This is a genomic window from Streptomyces sp. NPDC005151 (assembly GCF_053599875.1).
On sequence record NZ_JBSFYR010000012.1, the window covers coordinates 91,519 to 111,457 of the forward strand.

Sequence of the window (19,939 nt, forward strand, 5' to 3'; positions counted from 1 at the left end):
GGCAGGAGCGGGCCTGTTGTCTCAGGGGGCGACCCTGAGTCCTGATGACGAGCTCTACTCCTCCAGGAGGTGGGGCCGGCCCTAGGCCTACAACCTGAGGCGGACGTGGCTTCGGGACCTGGGGCCGATCCCCCGGGTAGCACCCGCTCCTAGCGTGGACCTATGACCACGCCAGTCTGCACGGGCGCCTCCAGAGGGGCCACTGCCGCCACCGGACACGCGCCGCTCACCTCGCCGGCGTCGCACACGCAGCATGCGTCGCATGGTTCACCGGGATCGCACGGTTCGTATGCGGGGCGGGCGCCCTACGCTCCCTATCCGTCGTTCTCGTCGTTCGTGCGGGCGCGGGGGCCCGTGCTGCTGCGTACCGCGCGCTCGCTGACCGCGAACCCGAGCGATGCCGAGGATCTGCTGCAGACCGCGCTCACCAAGACGTACGTCGCGTGGGAACGGATCGAGGATCACCGGGCGCTCGACGGCTATGTCCGCCGGGCCCTGGTGAACACCCGCACCTCGCAGTGGCGCAAGCGGAAGGTGGACGAATTCGCCTGCGACGAGCTGCCCGAGCAGGAGACGGCTCCGGCGCCCGATCCGGCCGAGCAGCAGTCGTTGCACGATGCGATGTGGCGAGCCGTGCTGAAGCTCCCGGACCGGCAGCGGGCGATGGTCGTCCTGCGCTATTACGAGGATCTCAGCGAGGCGCAGACGGCCGAGGTGCTCGGGGTGTCCATCGGCACGGTCAAGAGCGCGGTGTCACGGGCGCTCGGCAAGCTGCGTGAAGACCCGGAGCTGACCCCCGTCCGCTGACCCCGCGAGCCCGTCCGTTTGCGATCCGGCTCAACCCCGCGAGACCGCAGGCCTGTGAGCCCCTGTGAGCTCCTCTGTGCCCGCATAAGCCGGTGAGCCCGCGTGAGCCCGCGATCCGGCCAGTCCGTGAGCTCGTGAGTTCACGACCCCGCTCGTCGGCGACCAGGCCCGTCGAAGTTGACGAATGGATGGAAGACATCCAGGTCACCGGCGAATTCCGGTCCTCAATCCCGGGATTCCGTGCCCCGGGCGCTCCGCCGATGCGTGCAGGAGAAGTCGACAGACACCGATTCGTATGCCCGGGACTAGTGACATACCACTTGGTATGTGCGCAGAATCAGCGGAACCTTACTGCCGCGTAGCGCCCACCGGGAGGACGCCGTGCTGAGCACCATGCAGGACGTACCGCTGACTGTCACCCGCATCCTGACGCATGGGATGACGATCCATGGGAAGTCGCAGGTCACGACCTGGACCGGCGAGCCCGAGCCGCAGCGGCGAAGCTTCGCCGAGGTGGGGCGCCGTGCCGCGCAGCTCGCCCACGCCCTGCGCGACGAGCTCGGTGTCGTCGGCGACCAGAGGGTCGCGACCCTCATGTGGAACAACGCCGAGCATGTCGAGGCGTACCTGGCGATCCCCTCCATGGGTGCCGTGCTCCACACGCTCAACCTGCGGCTCCCCGCCGAGCAGCTGATCTGGATCGTCAAGCATGCCGACGACAAGGTCGTCATCGTCAACGGCTCGCTGCTGCCGCTCCTCGCGCCGCTCCTCCCGCAGCTGACGTTGATCGAGCATGTGGTAGTCGCCGGGCCCGGTGACCGTTCCGTGCTCGACGGCGCCGCGCCGCGGGTGCACGACTACGAGGAGCTGATCGCCGGCCGCCCGATCAGCTACGACTGGCCGGAGCTGGACGAACGTCAGGCCGCCGCCATGTGCTACACCTCCGGTACCACCGGCGACCCCAAGGGAGTCGTCTACTCCCACCGCTCCGTCTACCTGCACTCCATGCAGGTCAACATGTCGGAGTCGATGGGGCTGACCGACAAGGACACCACGCTGGTGGTCGTCCCCCAGTTCCACGTCAACGCGTGGGGCCTGCCGCACGCGACGTTCATGTCCGGCGTCAACATGCTGATGCCGGACCGGTTCCTGCAGCCCGCCCCGCTCGCGGACATGATCGAGCGCGAGAAGCCGAGCCACGCCGCCGCCGTTCCCACCATCTGGCAGGGGCTGCTCGCCGAGGTCACCGCCAACCCGCGCGATCTGACGTCGATGGCCCGCGTCACCATCGGCGGCGCCGCCTGTCCGCCCTCCCTCATGGAGGCGTACGACAAGCTCGGCGTCCGTCTCTGCCACGCCTGGGGCATGACCGAGACGTCGCCGCTCGGCACGATGGCCAACCCGCCCGCCGGGCTGACTGCGGAGCAGGAGTGGCCGTACCGCATCACCCAGGGACGATTCCCGGCCGGAGTCGAGGCGCGACTGGTCGGCCCCGGCGGCGAGCATCTGCCCTGGGACGGAGAGTCGGCCGGTGAGCTGGAGGTCCGCGGTCCCTGGATCGCCGGTGCGTACTACGGCGGCGCGGACGGCGAGGCGCTGCGCCCCGAGGACAAGTTCAGCGAGGACGGCTGGCTGAAGACCGGTGATGTCGGCGTCATCAGCGAGGACGGCTTCCTCACCCTCACCGACCGCGCCAAGGACGTCATCAAGTCCGGCGGTGAGTGGATTTCCAGTGTCGAGCTGGAAAATGCCCTGATGGCGCACCCGGATGTGGCCGAGGCCGCCGTCGTTGCGGTCCCGGACGAGAAGTGGGGCGAGCGTCCGCTGGCGACCGTCGTTCTCAAGGACGGCGCAATCGCGGAATACGAGGCGCTGAAGGCGTTCCTCGCCGAGTCCGGCATAGCGAAGTGGCAGCTGCCGGAGCGCTGGTCGATCATTCCGGCGGTGCCGAAGACCAGCGTCGGAAAATTCGACAAGAAGAAGTTGCGAGCACTGCATATGTCTGGAGCGCTGGACGTCACGACGCTTCCGTCGCAGGTCAGCAAGGGCGCGGAGGCCCCCGCAAAGGACTGACGCATGCTCAGATATGGCCCACCAGGGCCACCAGGGGCCCCGGTTCGCCGGGGCCTCCGGCATGTCCACCAGGACCCCCAGGAAGGGGCCCCAGGAGGCCGCCTAGGCGTCGCCCTGGTCGACGACGAACGACCCTTGCCCCTGCGACCTGCAACGCTACCCGCCTTGACCGTTGACGCCACTGGCGTTCACGTGGGCCTCCCAGGGCCCGCAGGGCCCCCACGGGGGCACGCGGGGCAACACGTGCCACCGCAGGGCCCGCAGGCTTCACAGGACGTACGTCCCCATGCCTTTCTCGGCCCGCGTCAGACCCTCCGCCTTTACGGTCTCCATGGCCCGTTGGGCCGTCGAGTTGACCACGCCGAATTCAGTGGCGATCTGCACCACGCTCGGCACCTTCGAGCCGGGCGGGTAGGTGCCGTCCTTGATCCGCTGAATGATCACGGCGGCGATTTGTGGCCACATGGCCCGGGTGCGGTCGATCTCCATATGCCCAGGGTCAGTGCACTGGAGTGCCCTTCGCATCCTGAGTGCGCTTCGGTACACTCCGGTATACCTCACCAAAGAGGCGCCCCGGCAGTGCTGTAACGCCCCGGGGCCGGTCAACGCTGATAGGAGTGAAGGCAGTTGGAAGAGTACCCGGATCGAACAACCCTCGAAGGAAACCCGCACAGGCTTGCCAATGTGGCGGCGACGGTAGACACGACCGACGCCAGCCAATGGGAGTACGCCACATTTGCTCCCAAGGGCGAGACATGCCCAGCTTGCTTGAAGTCGATCAAGTCGCTTGAGCGGGTGAAGCGGGGAACCATTGAAAGGCAGTCGGGCCCGCCTTTCGTCGTCTACCGGCACATCACGTGCCCAGGGGAGTGACCGCCCATGCTGAGTATCCCGACGCCCGCAATGCCTATCACTATGACTGCTGAATGGCGCCGTAAGCGCCGCGAGGAAAGCGCCCGCGCCGAGACTGAAGAGGGGCGGGAGGGAAAGCCCCGGCACGTTAGGGACGGCGAGTCTCCCCTCGCCTAGCGTGTCGGTACGGCCCCATCGGTTCCCCATGACCAAGTACACCTAGGGCGGTGCGGGAAGTCCCGTACCGCCCTCGTCCGTCGTCGGCGACGACAACTGCCTCAGTTCGTGCCGATCTTCGCCAGCAGGTCGACGATGCGGGACTGGACCTCTTCGCTCGTCGAGCGTTCCGCCAGGAAGAGCACGGTCTCGCCGGAGCTGAGCCTCGGCAGCTCCGCCCGGTCGATGTCGGCCGAGGTGTAGACGACCAGCGGGGTCCGGTTGAGATGGCCGTTCGCGCGCAGCCAGTCGACGATCCCGGCTCGGCGGCGGCGTACCTGCATCAGGTCCATCACCACCAGATTCGGCCGCATCCGGGTGGCGAGGGAGACGGCCTCGCTGTCGGTCGAGGCGCACGCGACCTGCATGCCGCGGCGTTCCAGCGTCGCCGTCAGCGCCACCGCGATTTTCTCGTGCTCCTCGATCAGCAGTACCCGCGGCGGGTGCTGCTCGCTGTCGCGGGGGGCGAGCGCTTTGAGGAGCACCGCGGGGTCGGCACCGTACGCCGCTTCCCGCGATGCCTGTCCCAGACCGGCCGTCACCAGCACCGGAACCTCGGCCGCCACGGCCGCCTGGCGCAGCGACTGCAGCGCCGTACGTGTGATCGGCCCGGTCAGCGGGTCCACGAAGAGCGCGGCGGGGAACGCCGCGATCTGGGCGTCCACCTCCTCGCGGGAGTTCACGATCACCGGCCGGTAGCCGCGGTCGCTCAGCGCCTGCTGGGTGGAGACGTCGGGCGCGGGCCAGACGAGCAGTCGGCGCGGGTTGTCCAGCGGTTCCGGGGGGAGCTCGTCGTCGACCGGCTGCGGCAATGGGCGGTTGGCGACCTCGACCGCGCCGCCCGGGCCGTCCAGCGGCTCCGGACCCTCGGCGCCCTCGTCGGGTGCCCCTATGGCGTACGCACGCCCCTCGGCGGCCGGGGCGGAGAGCAGCTGCCCGGAGGCACTGGTGGTGGGCGCGGTGCCGGGCTGGGGGGCGGCGGCCGGTGCGGTGGCCGGCTGCGGCAGGGCGGGCTCCGCGGCGCGCTCGTCCTCGGGCGGGGCGGCGAGCTTACGCCGACGCCCGGCACCGCCGAGCGTCTGGTTCTGCTGGTGCGCGAGGTGCTGGGCGAACGGCACGCCCTGTCCGAGGGTCCGCACGCTGAACGCGCGCCCCTGCGTCGAGTCGGCGGAGGCGGGTGCGGCAGCAGACAGCGGCGCCGACGCGGGCATCGGTGTCTCGGCGGGCAGCGGCTGTCGCCGGGGGTCCGGCGCGGGCTCGGCCACGGGAGCGGGCTCGGGCGCGATGGCGCCCGGACGGCTCTCCGCCGGGCCGGCAGGGGCAGTGGTGGCCGTGGTGTCGGTGGTGTGCCCCGTTCCGGGCCGGGTCAGGTCGTCGCCGGGGGCGTTCAGGACGGCCAGGCCCTGTCCCGAGGTGCCGTTCTCCGGCCGGCCGCCGGGCTGCTGGGGCTGCATGGGCTGCTGCGCGGGTTCCGGCTGTTCAGGCTGCTGCTGGGGCGCGTCCGGGGCGTGACGGGCACGGCGGCGCCCGGTCGGTGCGGGGTGTTCCTGCGGCGGCGTGCGGTGGTTGTCCTGCGGCGTTCCCGCGGCGTCATGGCGTCCGGGCAGCGAGGCGTCCGCCTCACCGGCCGTGGGCGGGATCCGGTCGGCATCGGCGGGCGGGAGGGCGAATGCGGTACGGGGCCCCACCGGTTCGGCCGCGGCGGCTCGGTCCTGCGCGGCCGCCAGCGCCCGGCGAGCCCGTCGCCCGGTCGGCTGCTGCTGTGCCTGATGCTGGGTCTGCTGACCCTGTGGTGTCTGCGGTCGGCCGGTCCGGGACGCGGTCCGGTCCTGCCCCTGGCCAGAAGCGAGGGCCGGGAGGGCCAGCTGGTTCTCGTTGCCCTGGCGTGCCCGTCCACCGCCCGAGGGCACCGGCACGGGCGCGTCGGCGGGCACGCCCTGCGGCGGTACGGTCTGCCCACGCTGCGGACGGTTGCCCACGCCCTGAGCGCCCTCGGCCGCTGTCACCACCGACCCCTCGGACGGCGCCGCGGCCGCGGGCAGCGCCAACGCCTGCCCCGGCTGCTCCACGGGCTGACCGGTGCCCGTCTCGGCCGGGCTGGGCCGTCCCCGCCTGCGACCGGATCCCTCGCCCTGCTGGGCCGGGATGAGCTCGTGGGGCGACTGCCGAGGCTGCTGTGCGGACGGCTGCTGAGCCTGCTGCCCGCCGTGCTCGTCCTGCGCCGCCGCTTCACGACGCGCCCTGCGCCGCCCCGTCGGCTCCGCCGCAGCGGTGTCACCGGACTCGGCCCCCGCAGCGGCCGTCCCACCGCCCACCGGGCTCTCCAGGAAGGCGTCCGTCGACGCGCGTCGCGCCCTGCGCCGTCCGCCGTCCGGCGTCCCCTGCTGCTGCCCGGTCTCCTCGGGCGCAGCCGGAACGGGAGGCGTTCGAGGCGGCAGTACGGTCCCCGCACCCGCGCCCAGCGGCACTTCGAGGACGTACGCGCTGCCGCTCATCCCCGGCATCTCGTGCGTCTGCAGCACGCCGCCGTGCGCCCGTACGATCCCGCGCACGATCGGCTCGTGCACCGGGTCGCCCCCGGCGAACGGTCCGCGCACCTCGATCCGTACGACCTCACCGCGCTGCGCCGCCGCGACGACCACTGTCGAGTCGACGTAGCCGCCGCCCGGCATCATCCGCGCCTTGCCGGTCGAGTCGACCCCGGCGACGTCCGCGACCAGGTGGGCGAGCGCCGTCACCAGCCGCCCCGCGTCCACCTCGGCCTCGATCGGCGGCGCGTGCACCGCGAACTGCGCGCGCCCCGGACCGATCAGTTCCACAGCGCCGTCGATACCGGCCGTCACGACCGAGTCGAGCAGCACCTTCTCCTTGGCCAGCGCCTCCGTCCCGCTGTCGAGACGCTGGTAGCCGAGCACGTTGTCGACGAGCGTCGTCATCCGGGCGTAGCCGGCGGCCAGGTGGTGCAGGATCTGGTTGGCCTCGGGCCACAGCTGACCCGCCGGGTCGGCGGCGAGCGTCGAGAGCTCGCCGCGCAGCTCCTCCAGCGGCCCGCGCAGCGACTCGCCGAGGACGGCGGTCAGCTGTGCGTGCCGGGCGGTCAGTTGTGCGAGCCGCTCGGTCAGCTCCTCCGACTCGGCCGCGGACCGCTCGGTCCGGTCGGCCAGCTCGGCGGCATGCCGTTCGGTCAGCCCGGTGACCTCGGCGGTGTGCTGCTCGGTCAGCCGGGTGACCTCGGCGGTGTGCTGCTCGGTCAGCCGGGTGACCTCGGCGGTGTGGCTCTCGGTCAGCTCGGTCAGCTGCGCCGTGTGCTCGTTGGTGAGTTCCTCGTACGGCCGGCGGTCGGTGAACGTCATCACCGCACCGACCAGCTGGTCCCCGTCCCGGACGGGCGCGGTCGTCAGATCGACCGGCACCTGCGCGCCGCTCTTGGACCACAGCACCTGCCCGCGTACCCGGTGCTTGCGACCGGACTTGAGCGTGTCGGCGAGCGGCGACTCCTCGTACGGGAACGGCTCGCCCTCCGCACGCGAGTGCAGAATCAGCGGATGCAGCTCCTGGCCGCCCAGGTCGCTGGCGCGGAAGCCGAGGATCTGCGCGGCGGCGGGGTTGACCAGGACGACCCGGCCGTCGGTGTCCGTGCCGACGACCCCCTCGGCCGCGGCCCGCAGGATCATCTCGGTCTGCCGCTGCGCACGGGCCAGCTCGGCCTCGGTGTCGACGGTGCCCGACAGATCCCGTACGACGAGCATCAGCAGCTCGTCGCCCGTGTAGCTGCCGTTGTAGCCGGCCTGGAAGTCGTTGTACGCGGCCTGCCCGTCCTCCAGGCCGGCGCTGGTGACCTCGACCGGGTACTCGTTGCCGTCGGTCCGCCGCGCGATCATCCGCGTCGGCTTCGTCCGGCCCCGCTCGTCCGCCGCCTCGGGCCTGCGCATCGACCCCGGGATCAGCTTGGAGTCGAACTCCGGAAGCAGATCGAGGAGGCCGCGACCGACGAGCGCGGTGCCCGGCGTCTCGAACATTTCGAGGGCGATGGTGTTGGCGTTGACGACCGTGCCGTTGCAATTGACGAGCAGCAGCCCGTCAGGGAGGGCGTCGAGTATGGCTGCGAGGCGAGCAGCGCCTCGGGATGGCCTGCTGCTCACGACGACGCTTCCTCCCTGGTTACCGCACCTTGCCGACAGCGGGCCCCATCTTGCCCCTCGGGCCGCAGGCTGTCACTGGAGGAGTCTAAAGGCAGAGGAGGGGCATCCGACGGCGGATGCGGGGGAGCTCTCACCAAGGTTCTGTGCATACCGTGTACGACCCCTGCCCCTGACGTGTCCCGTGACGGCCCCGGCCACCCCGGGTCACCGGACATTCGGGAGCACCGGCCGCAGGTTGTTCCAGCGTGCGATCTCGCATCCGTTGGTCCGGTCGAAGGCGGCGTCGACACGCTGCCCGTGCCAGGTTCCGGTGACCCGGGCCGTGGCCGATCCGCCGAACTGCTGGGTGCACATGGTGCCGGCGGGCACCGGACGGAAGGGGTTTCTGCCGTCACCCGTGGGCTCCCCCAGCTCCGCGAGCCGGCCGCACGCCTGCTGCGCCACCGGGTGGCTGCCGCCGGAGGGGAGGCACTTCAGTTCGTACACGCCGTCGGCGGCGCGGTCTCCGGAATCCGAGACCGTGACCGTCAGCTGGGTCTTCCGGGCGTCGTCGTGGCCCTGGAGCGCCGGTACCGGCAGCGGGAGGGGCAGCGGAAGGTGGCCGGTGGCAGCGGCCGGTGCGGCGGCGGACAGCACGGCGAAGGATGTGACAGCGGTGAGGGCGAGGCGGCGCAGCATGCGGGCTCCTGTGGACGTGTGGAAGACGGAGAGGCGGTACCCCGTCATCACTAACGCTCCGCATGCCCCGGCGTTGCGCAACCCGAAGGCTTTGCCCTGGCGGCCGACGGCCTAGTACCGTAGGCGGCGATTGGTGAGGCAGTGCTCAGCTGTGTCATCATCTGCACGCACCACTCGCGTTCGCGCGGGGTGTGCTGGAGGCGTCGCCTAGTCCGGTCTATGGCGCCGCACTGCTAATGCGGTTTGGGTCTTAAAGCCCATCGAGGGTTCAAATCCCTCCGCCTCCGCTTGATCACTGAAGCCCCGTGCCACTGGCCGGGGCTTCAGTCGTATCCGGATGAGGCGCGCGTCCGCGACGGCGCGTGCAGAGGTGGCCCAACATGGCGTTTCCGCAGGTCAGGGGCGGTTTGGGTAATGGATTTCGCGTGACGGCGCAGGTCATGTAATGTTGTTCCCGCAACGCCGACCAGGCAGAAAAGCCCGGAACGCCAAGCACTCGTAGCTTAACGGATAGAGCATCTGACTACGGATCAGAAGGTTGCAGGTTCGAATCCTGCCGAGTGCACAGCAGACCAGAGGCCCTGTGGATCAATCCACAGGGCCTCTGGCTTTCGAACGCCGAGCGCTGAGAGTCGAGCCGCACGAAGGTGTAGATGTCCATGGTCACTCGGATCGAGCTGTGGCCGAGGACTTCCATGATCATGCGGGCGTCGGCGCCCTGTTCGTGGAGGAGCGACGCGCAGGTGTGGCGCAGGTCGTGGAAGCGGACCTTGCGGACGCCGGCACGGATGCACAGTGCTTCGAAGGAACGGTTCAGGTTGCGCGGCTCGATAGGGGTCCCGTTCCTGGTGGTGAAGGCAAGGCCGTGGCCAGTCCCCTTCCACTTGCTGCCCGCTGCCTTCCGGTCGGCGATCTGCTGGGCGCGCTGAGCAAGGAGCGCGGTCACGCACTCCGATGGGAGGGCCACGCGACGGGCCGAGCGCTGCGTTTTCGGCGCGACGATCAGCAGTTCACCGCCGACCCGCTGTAGGGCCTGCCGGACGGTGAGGACGCCTTCGTGAAGATCTACGTCGGACCACCGCAGCCCCAGTAGCTCCCCCCTTCGCAGGCCGGTACGGACCGCCAGTTCGTACGTGGCCCACAGCCGGTTGTCTCGGGCCACCGCCAGGAGCTGACGCCCCTCCTTCACCGTGAGCGGTTCGATCTCGCGCTTCGTTCCCATGCTCAGCTCCACGTTCCGGGCCACGTTGCGGGGCAGCTCGTCCTCACGCACGGCGTGCTGTAGAGCGGCACGCGTGATCACCAGCAGGAAGCGCACGGTCCGATCTGACGGCAGCTTCTTGCAGCACTTTCCGAGGGCGCAGCATCGCCGCTTGTGCTCCGGCCGCTTCTTGTCCTTGCTCTGCGCGCAGCACTGGCAGGTGACGGCCGTCTTCGCGAGGAACGCGCGTATGTCGCGGGCGGTGAGCCGGACCAGCTTCTTCTTGCCGAACTCCGGGGTGACGTAGTTGCGCACGAGGGACGACGCGACGGCCAGCACGGCGGCGAGGCTCTTCGGCCAGCCATCGTCGGTCAGCTCCGACATGTGGTCGGACTCTTGAAGGAGAGCCGACCACCGTCCATCCAGAACGGCCTGTACGGAATCGCGGCCGAGTTGGCGCGCCTCACCGGCTGGACGTATTTCGACGCCCGCCAGTACAACCAGGCCCGCGCGTACTTCACCGAGGCCCTGCAGCTGGCCAAGGAGATCGACGACCGGCAGTTCATGGCCAATGTCCTTGCCTGCATGAGCTTGCAGGGGACCTACCAGGACAAGCCCGCGGACTCTCTGGCGCTCGTGACTGCGGCCCAGGATCAGGCACGCTCAGCCCTCGACACCACTCCACGCGTCATGTCGATGTTGTCCATGCGCGAGGCGTTCGCCCACGCCACCCTCGGCAGCCAGGCCTCCACTCACGCGGCAATCACCGAAGGCCATCGCCAGTTCGAGCAGATTCAGCCGAGCGACCCGGACCCTTCATGGGTGACGTACTTCGACGAGCCGAAGCTCATCGTCGACACCGGCATTGCCCATGGTCGGCTGGGCGAGGTAGCGACTGCTGAACCCTTGATTGCGGATGCACTGCGTCGGGAGGACCGCACGAACCAACGCGGCCGTGCGTTTCACGCGTTCTGGCTGGCTCGCACGCAGCTGGACCAAGGCAAGCTTGACCAGGCGTGCCACACCGCCACGCAGGCTCTGGAGCCCGCGTCGGCGGTGGCCTCGGCGCGAGTGTCAGGCCATCTCAGGGAGTTCTACGACCAGTTGGCCCCGCACAGGCAAGAGCCCGTAGCCCTGGCCTTCGAGGCCCGGCTACGGTAAATCCTTCCACCGGTCAGCGGAACGCTTCATCCATGAGCAGGTAAAGGAGACCGACAAGAGATCCGCTGCTCACGATCTCGCGGCGGTCGATCATGCCCCGCACCTCGCTGAGGGGGATCCACTCGATGCGATCGGACTCGTTCTTCTCGGTGGGCGGTCCGACGTGGGTCGCGCCATCCGCGCGGAAGACGTGGTGCTGAGAGTCGGTGATCCCGTTGGCCGGCTCGGCGTAGATCAGGGGCTTGATGGGGCCAGGGCGCCAGCCCGTCTCCTCCAGGACTTCACGGGCCGCTGCCTCCTCCGGGGATTCGCCGTCCTCGACCAGGCCCATGGGCAACTCCCAGGCCCACGAGTCTGTGATGAAGCGGTGCCGCCACATCATCAAGACCTCTTGGCGATCATTGACCACGGCGGCCACGGCCAGGTGCCGGAGCCGAACGACGTGGTACTCCCAGCGACGACCATCCGGCTGCTGGACGTCTGTCAGACAGAGATTCACCCAAGGGTTGGTGTAGATCTGTCGCTCACCGTGGGTCTTCTACTGCATGTCTGCGGCCCCTCTCGATCGAACTCAAGCATCGCAGAGCGCAACGAAGCAGCAGCCGGGGTCCACGACATTTTGTGTCAGAGTGACGAAATGGGCTGTCTGCTTGGGACTGGCCCGGAAAAGTGCTGGCCGCCGGGGTGCGGGACAGCGCCGTGCATGTGGTGCGGCCGCATGGGCTGACGCTGGAGGAAGTTGCTTATCCCGCCGACGAGTTGCTGATGGAGCGGCAGCGGCAGGCGCGTCGGGTGCGGGTCCGGGGGCAGTGGCGGGCCCGCCCCGGCAGGGGCGGGCCGGGTGGGGACGCGAGCTATGCCTTGTCCAGGATCTCCTTCAGGGCCGGCTCGAGGAACGGCTTCAGGGTCTTCGAGTACGACGACGTGATATGGCTGTTGTCGAAGTAGACGACCTGGTCGCCGATGACCGCCGGGCACACGTCCGCGGCGCAGAACGCGGGCGTCGTGTCGATGATATCCGCGCCGTACTTCTCGGCCACTTCCCGCTCCATGGCGCGGAACTCCGTGTACTCCAGCGCCTGCCACTGCTTGCGGTTGCAGAGGGTGATGTTGTCGATGTGTGTGGCGAGACAGTCGGGGATGTTCTGGCCGGGCTCCGGGGTGTCCGTCATGTAGACGAGCTTGGCGCCGGTCTCTTTGAACACTTTGAACGAAGCCTCGGCGCCGGCCCGGTTCGCCTCACCGCGTATTCGGTCGGCGATGACCACGAAGTCCGGGTGCATCTTCTTCAGCTCGGCGAAGGCCGACTGGCGCCAGCTGTCGCACTCGCTGTACTCCCGGTTCACCCCGGGGTAGAGGATCTGGTAGATCTCCGGTGAGCAGCCGCCCTTCGTGATGGTCACCATCCGTACGCCGAGTTCCTTGCCGATCTCGTTGTACAGGTCACCCCACTGCCAGGCGTGTGAGTCCCCCATGAGGACAAGGGTCTTCGAGCCCTTCGGGTCGCCGATGACACAGTTGTCGCGCATCACGAACTTCTTGACGTCGAAGTTGTCGATGCAGCCGTGCTTGGTCATGTCCTTGGGCGTGGCCTGCAGAACGCTCTGCACCGTAGCGGAGAGCTGTGTCTGGCGTACGGCGTCCTCGACCGACGCCTCGCTGGTGAACCCGGCCGCGACCGTGTTCGACGAGGACGAGGTCGCCAGGTGCAGTGGGACGATCGTGGCCAGGACCATCGCCCCGGCCGTGCCGGCGGTGGTGAACCCACCGGTGAAGACGCCCTTCCAAGGGCGGGCCAGCAGTGACACGTTCTTCTTGAACTTGCGCTCGACGGCGTAGTGCAGGAGGACGGCCACCAGGAACGAGAGGACGACGACACGCATCCGCTCCTCGAACGTGAAATCCCGGTCGGTGATGGACGGCCAGAGCACCAGGAGCGGCCAGTGGGTCAGGTACCAGCCGTAGCTGACGTTGCCGACGAAGTCGAGGACGGGATTGTCGAGCAGCCGCTCCGCGCCGAACCGGGGATTGGCGCAGCCACCGGCGATGACCATGACGGCGCCGATGACCGGGCCGGCCACCGCGTAGCCGGGCAGCGGCGTCTCGTCGGAGATGAGCATCGCGGTGACGAGCGCGGTGCCGAGCCCCAGCCACGAGATGACCGCGGCCAGACCGGTGTTCATGCGGGAGACGAGCGGAGCGGCGAGGGCGAGCAGGACGCCGCAGGCGATCTCCCAGATCCGGGTGTGGGTGCTGAAGTACGCGAGCGGCTGGTTCACGGGGGTCTGCGACCAGCCCAGATAGAACGACCCGGCGATGACGGCCATCAGGAACAGCGCGACCAGGGCACGGTTGCGGAAGATCTTGCGGCTGATCCAGACCACCACGACGAGGATGATCGGCGCGGCGACGTAGAACTGTTCCTCGATGCCTAGCGACCAGAAGTGCTGATATGGGGTCTGCGACCCGTCGTTGGCGAAGTAGTCGGTGCCGTTCTCGACCAGGCGCCAGTTCATGAAGCTGAGGGAGGCGCTGAGACCGTCCTCCATGAAGGCGCGGAACCTGAGCGGGCTGCCGTACATCCATGCCAGGACCGCGGTGCCGACGATGACGAGGGCCATGGGCGGCGTCAGCCGGCGGAAGCGGCGTGCCCAGAACTTGGTCAGGGACACCCTGCCCGTCTTGTCGATCTCGGCGAGGAGCTGGCCGCCGATGAGGAAGCCGCTGAGCACGAAGCTCACGTCCACGCCGCCGTGGATGTCGAGTATGCCGCAGTGCATGCTGACCACCATCATGATGGCCACGGCGCGCAGTCCCTGAATGTCCGGCCGGTACTTGCGAAGACGCTCTGTCTGCGCGGCCGTTGAGCGATGGCTGGTCACGGTTCTCCAGTAGCTGTGCGGTCAAGCCGTTCTGCAGGCAGACGAGTTCAGTGGACCGTCGGGCAGGCGACAGCCGTACCGCTGACGCGCACCCCTCGGGCGGGAATGCGGATGCCGCACGACAGCCGCAGCTGGGCGGGCAGCTCGTTCTGCGCGCCGACGTGCGAGTGGCAACCCACCACGACCTCGTGGAGGAACGATTCGCTGCCGATCGAGGAGTCGTGGTCCACCACGGACTCGTGGATCCGGGCGCCCTCGGCCACGGTGACGCTCGCGCCGATGATGGAGCGGTCGACGACCACGTGCGGACCGATGACGGCGTGCGGGCCGATCGTCGAGCCGCCCGTGACGTGGGCGGTCGGGTCGACGACGGCCGTGGGATGGATCAGGGCCTCAACCGGCCTCTCCACGAGGGGCGAGGTCGCCCTGCCGGTGACCAGGTCGGCGGAGCCGTGGACGAAGGCCAGCGGCGTACCGAGGTCGCGCCAGTAGTCCTCCGTGGTGTGGCCGAACACGCGCCGCCCCTGGGCGACGAGCTGCGGGAAGGTCTCCTGCTCGACCGAGACCTCGCGGTCGGCCGGGATGGCGTCCAGGACGGACGGGCTGAAGACGTAGCAGCCGGCGTTGATCTGGTCGGTGACGCACTCCTCGGGCGTCTTGGGCTTCTCGAGGAAGGACAGCACCCGGCCGGCCTCGTCGGTGGGGACGAGACCGAAGGCGCGCGGGTCGGGAACCCGGGTGAGATGCAGGGTCACATCCGCTTCCCGGTCCACGTGCCGCGCCAGGATGGCGCCCAGGTCCACGCCGGACAGGATGTCGCCGTTGAGGATGAGGACCGGCGCGTCCGCCGAACCGCCGCGCAGCAGACGCGCGGCGTTGCGGATCGCCCCGCCGGTGCCGAGCGGGACTTCCTCGACGGCGTAGGAGATCTCCAGATCCTCAGAGAAGACCTTGAACTCCTCCTCGAAGAGGCTGGCGAGATACGAGGTGGCGAACACCACGTGCTCGACGCCCGCGTCCATCAGCTTGGCTATCTGGTGCCGGATGAAGGAGGAGCCCGCGACGTTGAGCAGCGGCTTCGGAGTGTGGTTCGTCAGCGGGCGCAGGCGAGTTCCCTTGCCGCCCACCAGGATGATGGCTTCTTGCATGATTGCCTCCGCTCGGTCAGCTTGTTGTGGCGGTCTTGGGTCCTGCGTAGTCAGAGGTGAAACAGGACTTGATGGCCTTCTCGGAGAGGGGGCGTCCGGCGAAGTCGAGCCGGGAGGCAACCTTGTCGTCGGGCTTGGTGTTCGGGTCGTCGTCGAACCACAGCGACCACCAGTAGATGCCCTGCATCTGCCGGTCCTGGACGACCTGGCAGACGGCCTTGTACCAATTGGCCTGCACCTGGGGGTTGACGGCGCGCCTGGCATAGAAGTCACCGGGAGCGTGGTATGCGCCTTTCATGGCGCCGATGCCGGTCTCGGAGACGAGGATGTTCGGCAGCGGGCCGGTGGCCTTCTTGTCCAGCCAGTCGTTCAAGCCCTCGACCAGGTCCTCGACGGGAGCGGTGTCCGGCACCTTGACGGGGAAGTAGGCGTCGATGCCGAGGTGGTTGACCGGCATGTTGATACGGCCGGAGACGTAGTTGTCCCAGTTGGCGTCGTAGGCAACCTCGCCGGAGAAGGTCTTCTCCGCGGTGGCGACCAGGGAGTCCCAGCCGGGGTCGCCCTCCATCGAGTTCAGCTCGGCGCCGATGACGAAGGTGTTCGCCTTCTCCTCCTGGGCGACCTTGAGGTACGGGGCGAGGAAGGTCCGGTAGGAGCGGAACCAGGCGGAGCGGGAGGCGGGCTCGATGTTGCCGCGCCAGCCGGTCGGCGGGTCCAGGGCGGCCTCGTCCATGACGGGGCGGACCGTCGTGCGGAAGCCGGCGTCCTCAAAGACCTTCAGGACGCGCCGGAGGCGTTCCGGGGCCGGGGTCCGGGCTCCGGCCTTCGTCACGTCGGACGTACGGCCCTCGGTGAAGAAGGGGAAGGAGAGTGACACCGAGTTGGCGCCCAGGCCGACGAGGTACTTGGCCTGCTTCTGGGCCTGCGCCTCGATGAACGCGTCGGATCGTTTCTGCTTCTCCTCCTCCCAGTAGATCTGCACACCCCACTGGGCCGCGCCCGGCTTCCAGGGCCTGGCCACCCTGAGGGCGTCGGCGGTGGACGGGGCGGAGCTCTTCGGCGTACCGGCCGTCGGGGCGGCGGAGCCGGACTCCGGGGAGTCACCGAGGACGATCTTCGGAAGCACCGAGCCCGACTCCCAGCGCACCGGGTGGTCGCCGAGGACGAAGGGGGTGCCCAGCACGATGGTGAGGACGGTCACCGGGAAGATGGCGAGCAGGGGAAGTCGCGAGCGCATGTCAGTTGTCTTCCGGGCAGTCAGGCGGGCTTGGCGATCACGACGAACTTGTTCTCCTCGCGCCGGACGAACTTCAGGAAGCCCATGAAGCCGCCGAGTCCTTCCAGCACGGAGAAGACGGGGATGAGCGCGACCACGACGATCGGCTCCCACCACTTGCGCCGGCCGCCGACTGACGCGAGCGCGTTCAGCCGCAGCCCCTCCCAGTACGTCCAGATGACGTAGGCGAAGTTGAGGGCCCACAGGATGACCACGGACTGGGTCACGGGCGAGGTGTTCATGTCGTTGATGAGCCAGCCGAAAACCAGCACGGCGGCGATGTGCTGGAGCGGGCCGAGGATCCAGGTGGTCACGCAGATCGAGAGGAACCAGCGGTAGCGCCAAGGGACGGCCTTGTTGAAGCAGAGGGCGACCAGGCCCCAGGCCCAGCGGTCGCGCTGCTTGACGAAGTCGCGGGCGGTGGCGGGGGAGGCGCCGTAGCAGCGGCCGTTGAACCAGTCGCTGCGGCCGGGGTAGCGGCGGCTGAAGGTCAGCGCGAGGCGGGCGTCCTCGACGATCTCCTTCGGGCCGAAGTCCCAGCCGATGGTGGCCTCGATGGAGGCCCGCAGCACCAGCAGCTCGCCGTGCACGCCGGCCGCCGGGGTGCCGAGGCCGGTGAGCGCCCGGAACCGGGCGATGTCGTCGGCGGGGCGCACCGCGTCGGCGAGCCAGGTGAAGAGGTTGACCGCGTTCTCGCGCGGATACGTGAGGATGCCCTGGGCCATGTGCTTGGCCTCGTCGGGGTGGGCGCGGCGCTGCCGGTTGATGAACTGGGCCAGCGACGAGGCGGTGTCCGGGCCGACGCCGGTGTCGTCGTCCATGTGCAGCACCCACACGTGGTCGAGCGCTTCGCCCTCGTCGATGCGCAGCTCGTGGGCGTAGTGGTTGGCGCGGGCCTTGAAGCGGGTGCCGTTGGCGGGGACGTAGGCCTTGGGAACCGTGATGACACGGATCAGCGGGTGCGAGTCGGCGAGCAGGTCGATGGCCTCCGCCGCCTCGCAGCCCTCCTCGGTCAGGACGTCGACCCGCATGTACGGGAACCACTCCGGCAGGTGCTCGACGTAGGAGAGGACCGAGCGCTCCAGGGCCGGGTGGGTGTCGTGCCGGCCGATGGTCGGCACCAGGACGATCAGGCAGTCCTCGTCGACGCGGGCGGGCGGGGTCATCTCGTCCAGGCGCCGCACCCGGCGGCGGATGAGCAGGGCCCCCTGGATGCCGACCAGCACGCCGACCACCGGCAGGGACCAGACGACGGTGAGGGCCCAGCTCAGGGGCGAGGAGCTCGGTCGGTAGGACCAGAGGCCGAACGCGACGAGCAGGACGAGCGGCAGCAGGAAGGGCAGGATGCCCGGCTTCCAGGAGGCGGTGCGCTGCGCCAGCTTCGTGTTGTGCCGCGCATGCGGCACACCCCCGTCGACCAGTGTGGATGCCATGACGACTGCGGAACTCCCGTGAGATCAGAGGACGCGTCGAGGCAACGGCAGATTCTGACCAAGGCACGCACACCGGTGCACACCGCGGCATTCACATCAAGTTCCTGCCCCCGACGCCTTCTTCGGCGGTTCGGCCACTCGCCGCTCAGATGCCCCCCAGGCGCCCAAACCACTTGCCGAACAAGAATCTTATCTTCACATATATGTACGAGATGAGGAATGGGTGCGAGAAGAGTGTGTTTAAAACTTAACCAAGTGGACTCTTGTTCGTTGATCTCCAGTCGGCGGCGGTGATCACCCGGGAGGAGCCGTACGTCTGCTTCACATCGTCCGCGGTGTTCTTGTGCCGGGGCTCGGAGACGTTGTCGTATGTCAGCGCCTGCCCCCACACCGTCCACAGCACCCACGGCGTCCGGGTCAGGGTCCGAGGCTGGTGCACGTTGAGCGGCACATGGAAGGACTCGGCGACGATCCGCGGCCTGGCGTACTCCTTCAGGCCGCGGTACCAGACCTCGGTCCACCCGCCGCCGCCGAACGGCCGGGTCGGGCTCCCGCTGTAGTCGTCGACGCCCACGACGTCCACGTAGCCGCCGCCCGGGTAGTAGACCCCGGGCAGTCGGCCGTAGGTGCCGTCCCAGGAGTTCGGGGACCACACGAAGACCAGGTTGTGCAGGCCGCGCCGGCCCACCAGGAAGTCGTACGTCAGCCGCCACAGCCTCCGGTACGCGGCCGGGTCCTGCCCCGCCCACCAGAAGCCGTGGCCGGGCGCCGTGTTCATCTCGTGGTACGGCCGCAGCAGCACCGGAACGTCCCGCCCTGCCAGATAGCCCAGGTGGTCCGCGAGATACCCGAGGTCGTGCAGCAGAGCCCCGTGCTCGGCGGTGCCCTCGGTGACCACCCGGCTGAACCAGCCGGGGTCCCGTGCTGCCGGCGAGTTGCGGCGCAGCGTCTGCGCGAAGCCCTTGACCGGGCTGCCCGGGTACGGCTGGTGGAAGGAGAACCCGACGAGGCCCGCCGGGGCGCCGCCGTTGTGCGGCAGGGCGACCTCGGTACCGGAGGCGCAGTCCGTGTGGGTGCCCGAGGGGTGGTACGAGCCGTCGGCCGGCCGGGGCAGACCCGCCCACACGCCGACCGCGAGGTCCACGGCGTCCTCCACGTACCCCCACTGGGGGCGGCAGCTCGGCCAGGCACGGGAGTAGGAGCGCGGCTCGCCCACGGCCCAGCCCGGACGGTTGTAGCCGGGGCCCAGGTCGAGCTCCACGAAGGCGGGCAGGCGGCCGGTGATGTCCTGGGCCTTGCGGTAGTAGTACCCGGGCTGCTTGGTGCCCCGGTAGTCGCCGTACTCCGCGTTGTACCGCTCGTTGTGCAGCTCCACGTGCTGCCCGATCACGGTCCGGCTCGGTCGGCCCCGCCGCGCGTCGTTCTCCAGCCCGGCCAGCAGCGCATACACGCGCCGCGCCGCGTCGGTCGCGTCGGGATCCCGGTGCCGCAGATCGGTGGGCACGGTCTCCGGCGCCCGCCCGTCGTCCCCGGCCCCCCGGCTCAGGGCCCACAGGGCCGCGGGCGCCCCCACCGCGACGCCGGCCGCGGCCCCGAGCAGCCCGACCCGCCCTCGCATCCGCATTGGTCCCCCCCTTGGCCCGGCGACAAGGGGGAGCGTCTCACAAGGAGACGGCGGGCCGGCGGGCGAGTGCCCTGCTTCAAGCTCTCCCGACACGTGCTCGTAAGTGACGGCAGCCTTGACGGCAACGACGGCACACGGACGCGCCTGATCGCTAATCTGAGCGAGCGGATCACGAGGCCGCCACCCCTACGTAAGGCAGGGTGCCCGATCCTACGGATCAGAAGGTTGCAGGTTCGAATCCTGAAGTGCACAGCAGGCCAGAGGCCCCGAGGAGACTTGAGTTCTAGTGGTCGTTGCAACATCCCAGCTCAAGGGATGCGATGGACTTCGAGATACGCAAGGACCGGGGGCCTTTCGCGTTGTCCCTGCAGGAGTCCGTTCAGCAGTCCGTTCAGCAGTCCGTACGGCAGTCCGTACGGCAGTGAACTGCGTCAGTCTTCGGCGGG

12 protein-coding genes, 2 tRNA genes and 2 pseudogenes are annotated in these 19,939 nt (G+C 69.2%); 6 read left to right on the forward strand and 10 right to left on the reverse strand.

Annotated elements, in window-relative coordinates; all coding sequences use genetic code 11:
• Window positions 1-162 precede the first annotated feature (162 nt).
• Window positions 163-807 (forward strand): SigE family RNA polymerase sigma factor, encoded by a 645-nt coding sequence (locus tag ACWD6R_RS09915; RefSeq protein ID WP_451818241.1) that lies wholly within the window; start codon window positions 163-165, stop codon window positions 805-807.
• Window positions 808-1,188: 381 nt separating this feature from the next.
• Window positions 1,189-2,880 carry a long-chain fatty acid--CoA ligase gene (locus ACWD6R_RS09920; RefSeq protein WP_451818242.1) on the forward strand — a complete coding sequence of 564 codons (1,692 nt, stop codon included), beginning with the start codon at window positions 1,189-1,191 and terminating at the stop codon, window positions 2,878-2,880.
• Window positions 2,881-3,147: 267 nt separating this feature from the next.
• Here ACWD6R_RS09920 and ACWD6R_RS09925 read toward each other — a convergent pair whose 3' ends face one another.
• The 3 genes from ACWD6R_RS09925 to ACWD6R_RS09935 form a co-directional block, all read right to left on the reverse strand.
• Window positions 3,148-3,369 carry a winged helix-turn-helix domain-containing protein gene (locus ACWD6R_RS09925; protein WP_451818243.1) on the reverse strand — a complete coding sequence of 74 codons (222 nt, stop codon included), beginning with the start codon at window positions 3,367-3,369 and terminating at the stop codon, window positions 3,148-3,150.
• Window positions 3,370-4,010: 641 nt separating this feature from the next.
• Entirely contained in the window at window positions 4,011-8,090 is a 4,080-nt protein-coding gene (locus ACWD6R_RS09930) for a PAS domain-containing protein (protein ID WP_451818244.1), read from the reverse strand.
• Window positions 8,091-8,294: 204 nt separating this feature from the next.
• The gene (locus ACWD6R_RS09935; protein WP_451818270.1) at window positions 8,295-8,768 is read right to left on the reverse strand and encodes an SSI family serine proteinase inhibitor; all 474 of its coding nucleotides are present in this window, start codon (window positions 8,766-8,768) and stop codon (window positions 8,295-8,297) included.
• A gap of 196 nt (window positions 8,769-8,964) precedes the next feature.
• Here ACWD6R_RS09935 and ACWD6R_RS09940 point away from each other — a divergent pair.
• Window positions 8,965-9,055 (forward strand) — tRNA-Ser (locus ACWD6R_RS09940).
• Between the two features lie 205 nt (window positions 9,056-9,260).
• A tRNA-Arg gene (locus ACWD6R_RS09945) sits at window positions 9,261-9,333 on the forward strand.
• On the opposite strand, the gene ACWD6R_RS09950 is transcribed toward ACWD6R_RS09945, so the two are convergent.
• On the reverse strand, window positions 9,292-10,353 hold the full coding sequence (locus ACWD6R_RS09950; protein ID WP_451818271.1) for a tyrosine-type recombinase/integrase: 1,062 nt from the start codon (window positions 10,351-10,353) through the stop codon (window positions 9,292-9,294). The two genes, ACWD6R_RS09945 and ACWD6R_RS09950, sit on opposite strands and share 42 nt — an antisense overlap.
• Here ACWD6R_RS09950 and ACWD6R_RS09955 point away from each other — a divergent pair.
• Window positions 10,291-11,130: pseudogene (locus ACWD6R_RS09955) on the forward strand (hypothetical protein); the annotation flags it as partial. The gene ACWD6R_RS09950 and the pseudogene ACWD6R_RS09955 sit on opposite strands and share 63 nt — an antisense overlap.
• 13 nt (window positions 11,131-11,143) lie before the next feature.
• Here the strand turns inward: ACWD6R_RS09955 and ACWD6R_RS09960 are convergent.
• Entirely contained in the window at window positions 11,144-11,647 is a 504-nt protein-coding gene (locus ACWD6R_RS09960; protein WP_451818272.1) for an NUDIX hydrolase, read from the reverse strand.
• Between the two features lie 137 nt (window positions 11,648-11,784).
• Here ACWD6R_RS09960 and ACWD6R_RS09965 point away from each other — a divergent pair.
• Window positions 11,785-11,928 (forward strand): annotated as a pseudogene (locus tag ACWD6R_RS09965) (tRNA pseudouridine(38-40) synthase TruA); the annotation flags it as partial.
• Window positions 11,929-11,984: 56 nt separating this feature from the next.
• Here ACWD6R_RS09965 and ACWD6R_RS09970 read toward each other — a convergent pair.
• From ACWD6R_RS09970 to ACWD6R_RS09990, 5 genes are all read right to left on the reverse strand, one after another.
• A complete protein-coding gene (locus ACWD6R_RS09970; RefSeq protein WP_451818245.1) occupies window positions 11,985-14,012 on the reverse strand; it encodes an acyltransferase family protein in 2,028 nt (675 codons plus the stop codon).
• A 47-nt stretch (window positions 14,013-14,059) separates the two neighbouring features.
• Window positions 14,060-15,160, reverse strand: coding sequence for a sugar phosphate nucleotidyltransferase (locus ACWD6R_RS09975; RefSeq protein WP_451818246.1), 1,101 nt, complete (start codon window positions 15,158-15,160; stop codon window positions 14,060-14,062).
• A 16-nt stretch (window positions 15,161-15,176) separates the two neighbouring features.
• Entirely contained in the window at window positions 15,177-16,397 is a 1,221-nt protein-coding gene (locus ACWD6R_RS09980) for a glycoside hydrolase family 113 (protein ID WP_451818247.1), read from the reverse strand.
• 20 nt (window positions 16,398-16,417) lie between these two features.
• On the reverse strand, window positions 16,418-17,869 hold the full coding sequence (locus tag ACWD6R_RS09985) for a glycosyltransferase family 2 protein (RefSeq protein ID WP_451818248.1): 1,452 nt from the start codon (window positions 17,867-17,869) through the stop codon (window positions 16,418-16,420).
• A gap of 247 nt (window positions 17,870-18,116) precedes the next feature.
• On the reverse strand, window positions 18,117-19,493 hold the full coding sequence (locus ACWD6R_RS09990) for a glycosyl hydrolase (protein WP_451818249.1): 1,377 nt from the start codon (window positions 19,491-19,493) through the stop codon (window positions 18,117-18,119).
• Between the last annotated feature and the right edge of the window lie 446 nt (window positions 19,494-19,939).

Excerpts from the sequence above, each read along its gene's own strand:
- ACWD6R_RS09915 (WP_451818241.1), top strand. The coding sequence starts at position 163 with ATGACCACGCCAGTCTGCACGGGCGCCTCCAGAGGGGCCACTGCCGCC.
- ACWD6R_RS09925 (WP_451818243.1), bottom strand. The coding sequence starts at position 3,369 with ATGGAGATCGACCGCACCCGGGCCATGTGGCCACAAATCGCCGCCGTG.
- ACWD6R_RS09935 (WP_451818270.1), bottom strand. The coding sequence starts at position 8,768 with ATGCTGCGCCGCCTCGCCCTCACCGCTGTCACATCCTTCGCCGTGCTG.
- ACWD6R_RS09950 (WP_451818271.1), bottom strand. The coding sequence starts at position 10,353 with ATGTCGGAGCTGACCGACGATGGCTGGCCGAAGAGCCTCGCCGCCGTG.
- ACWD6R_RS09975 (WP_451818246.1), bottom strand. The coding sequence starts at position 15,160 with ATGCAAGAAGCCATCATCCTGGTGGGCGGCAAGGGAACTCGCCTGCGC.
- ACWD6R_RS09980 (WP_451818247.1), bottom strand. The coding sequence starts at position 16,397 with ATGCGCTCGCGACTTCCCCTGCTCGCCATCTTCCCGGTGACCGTCCTC.
- ACWD6R_RS09985 (WP_451818248.1), bottom strand. The coding sequence starts at position 17,869 with ATGGCATCCACACTGGTCGACGGGGGTGTGCCGCATGCGCGGCACAAC.
- ACWD6R_RS09990 (WP_451818249.1), bottom strand. The coding sequence starts at position 19,493 with ATGCGGATGCGAGGGCGGGTCGGGCTGCTCGGGGCCGCGGCCGGCGTC.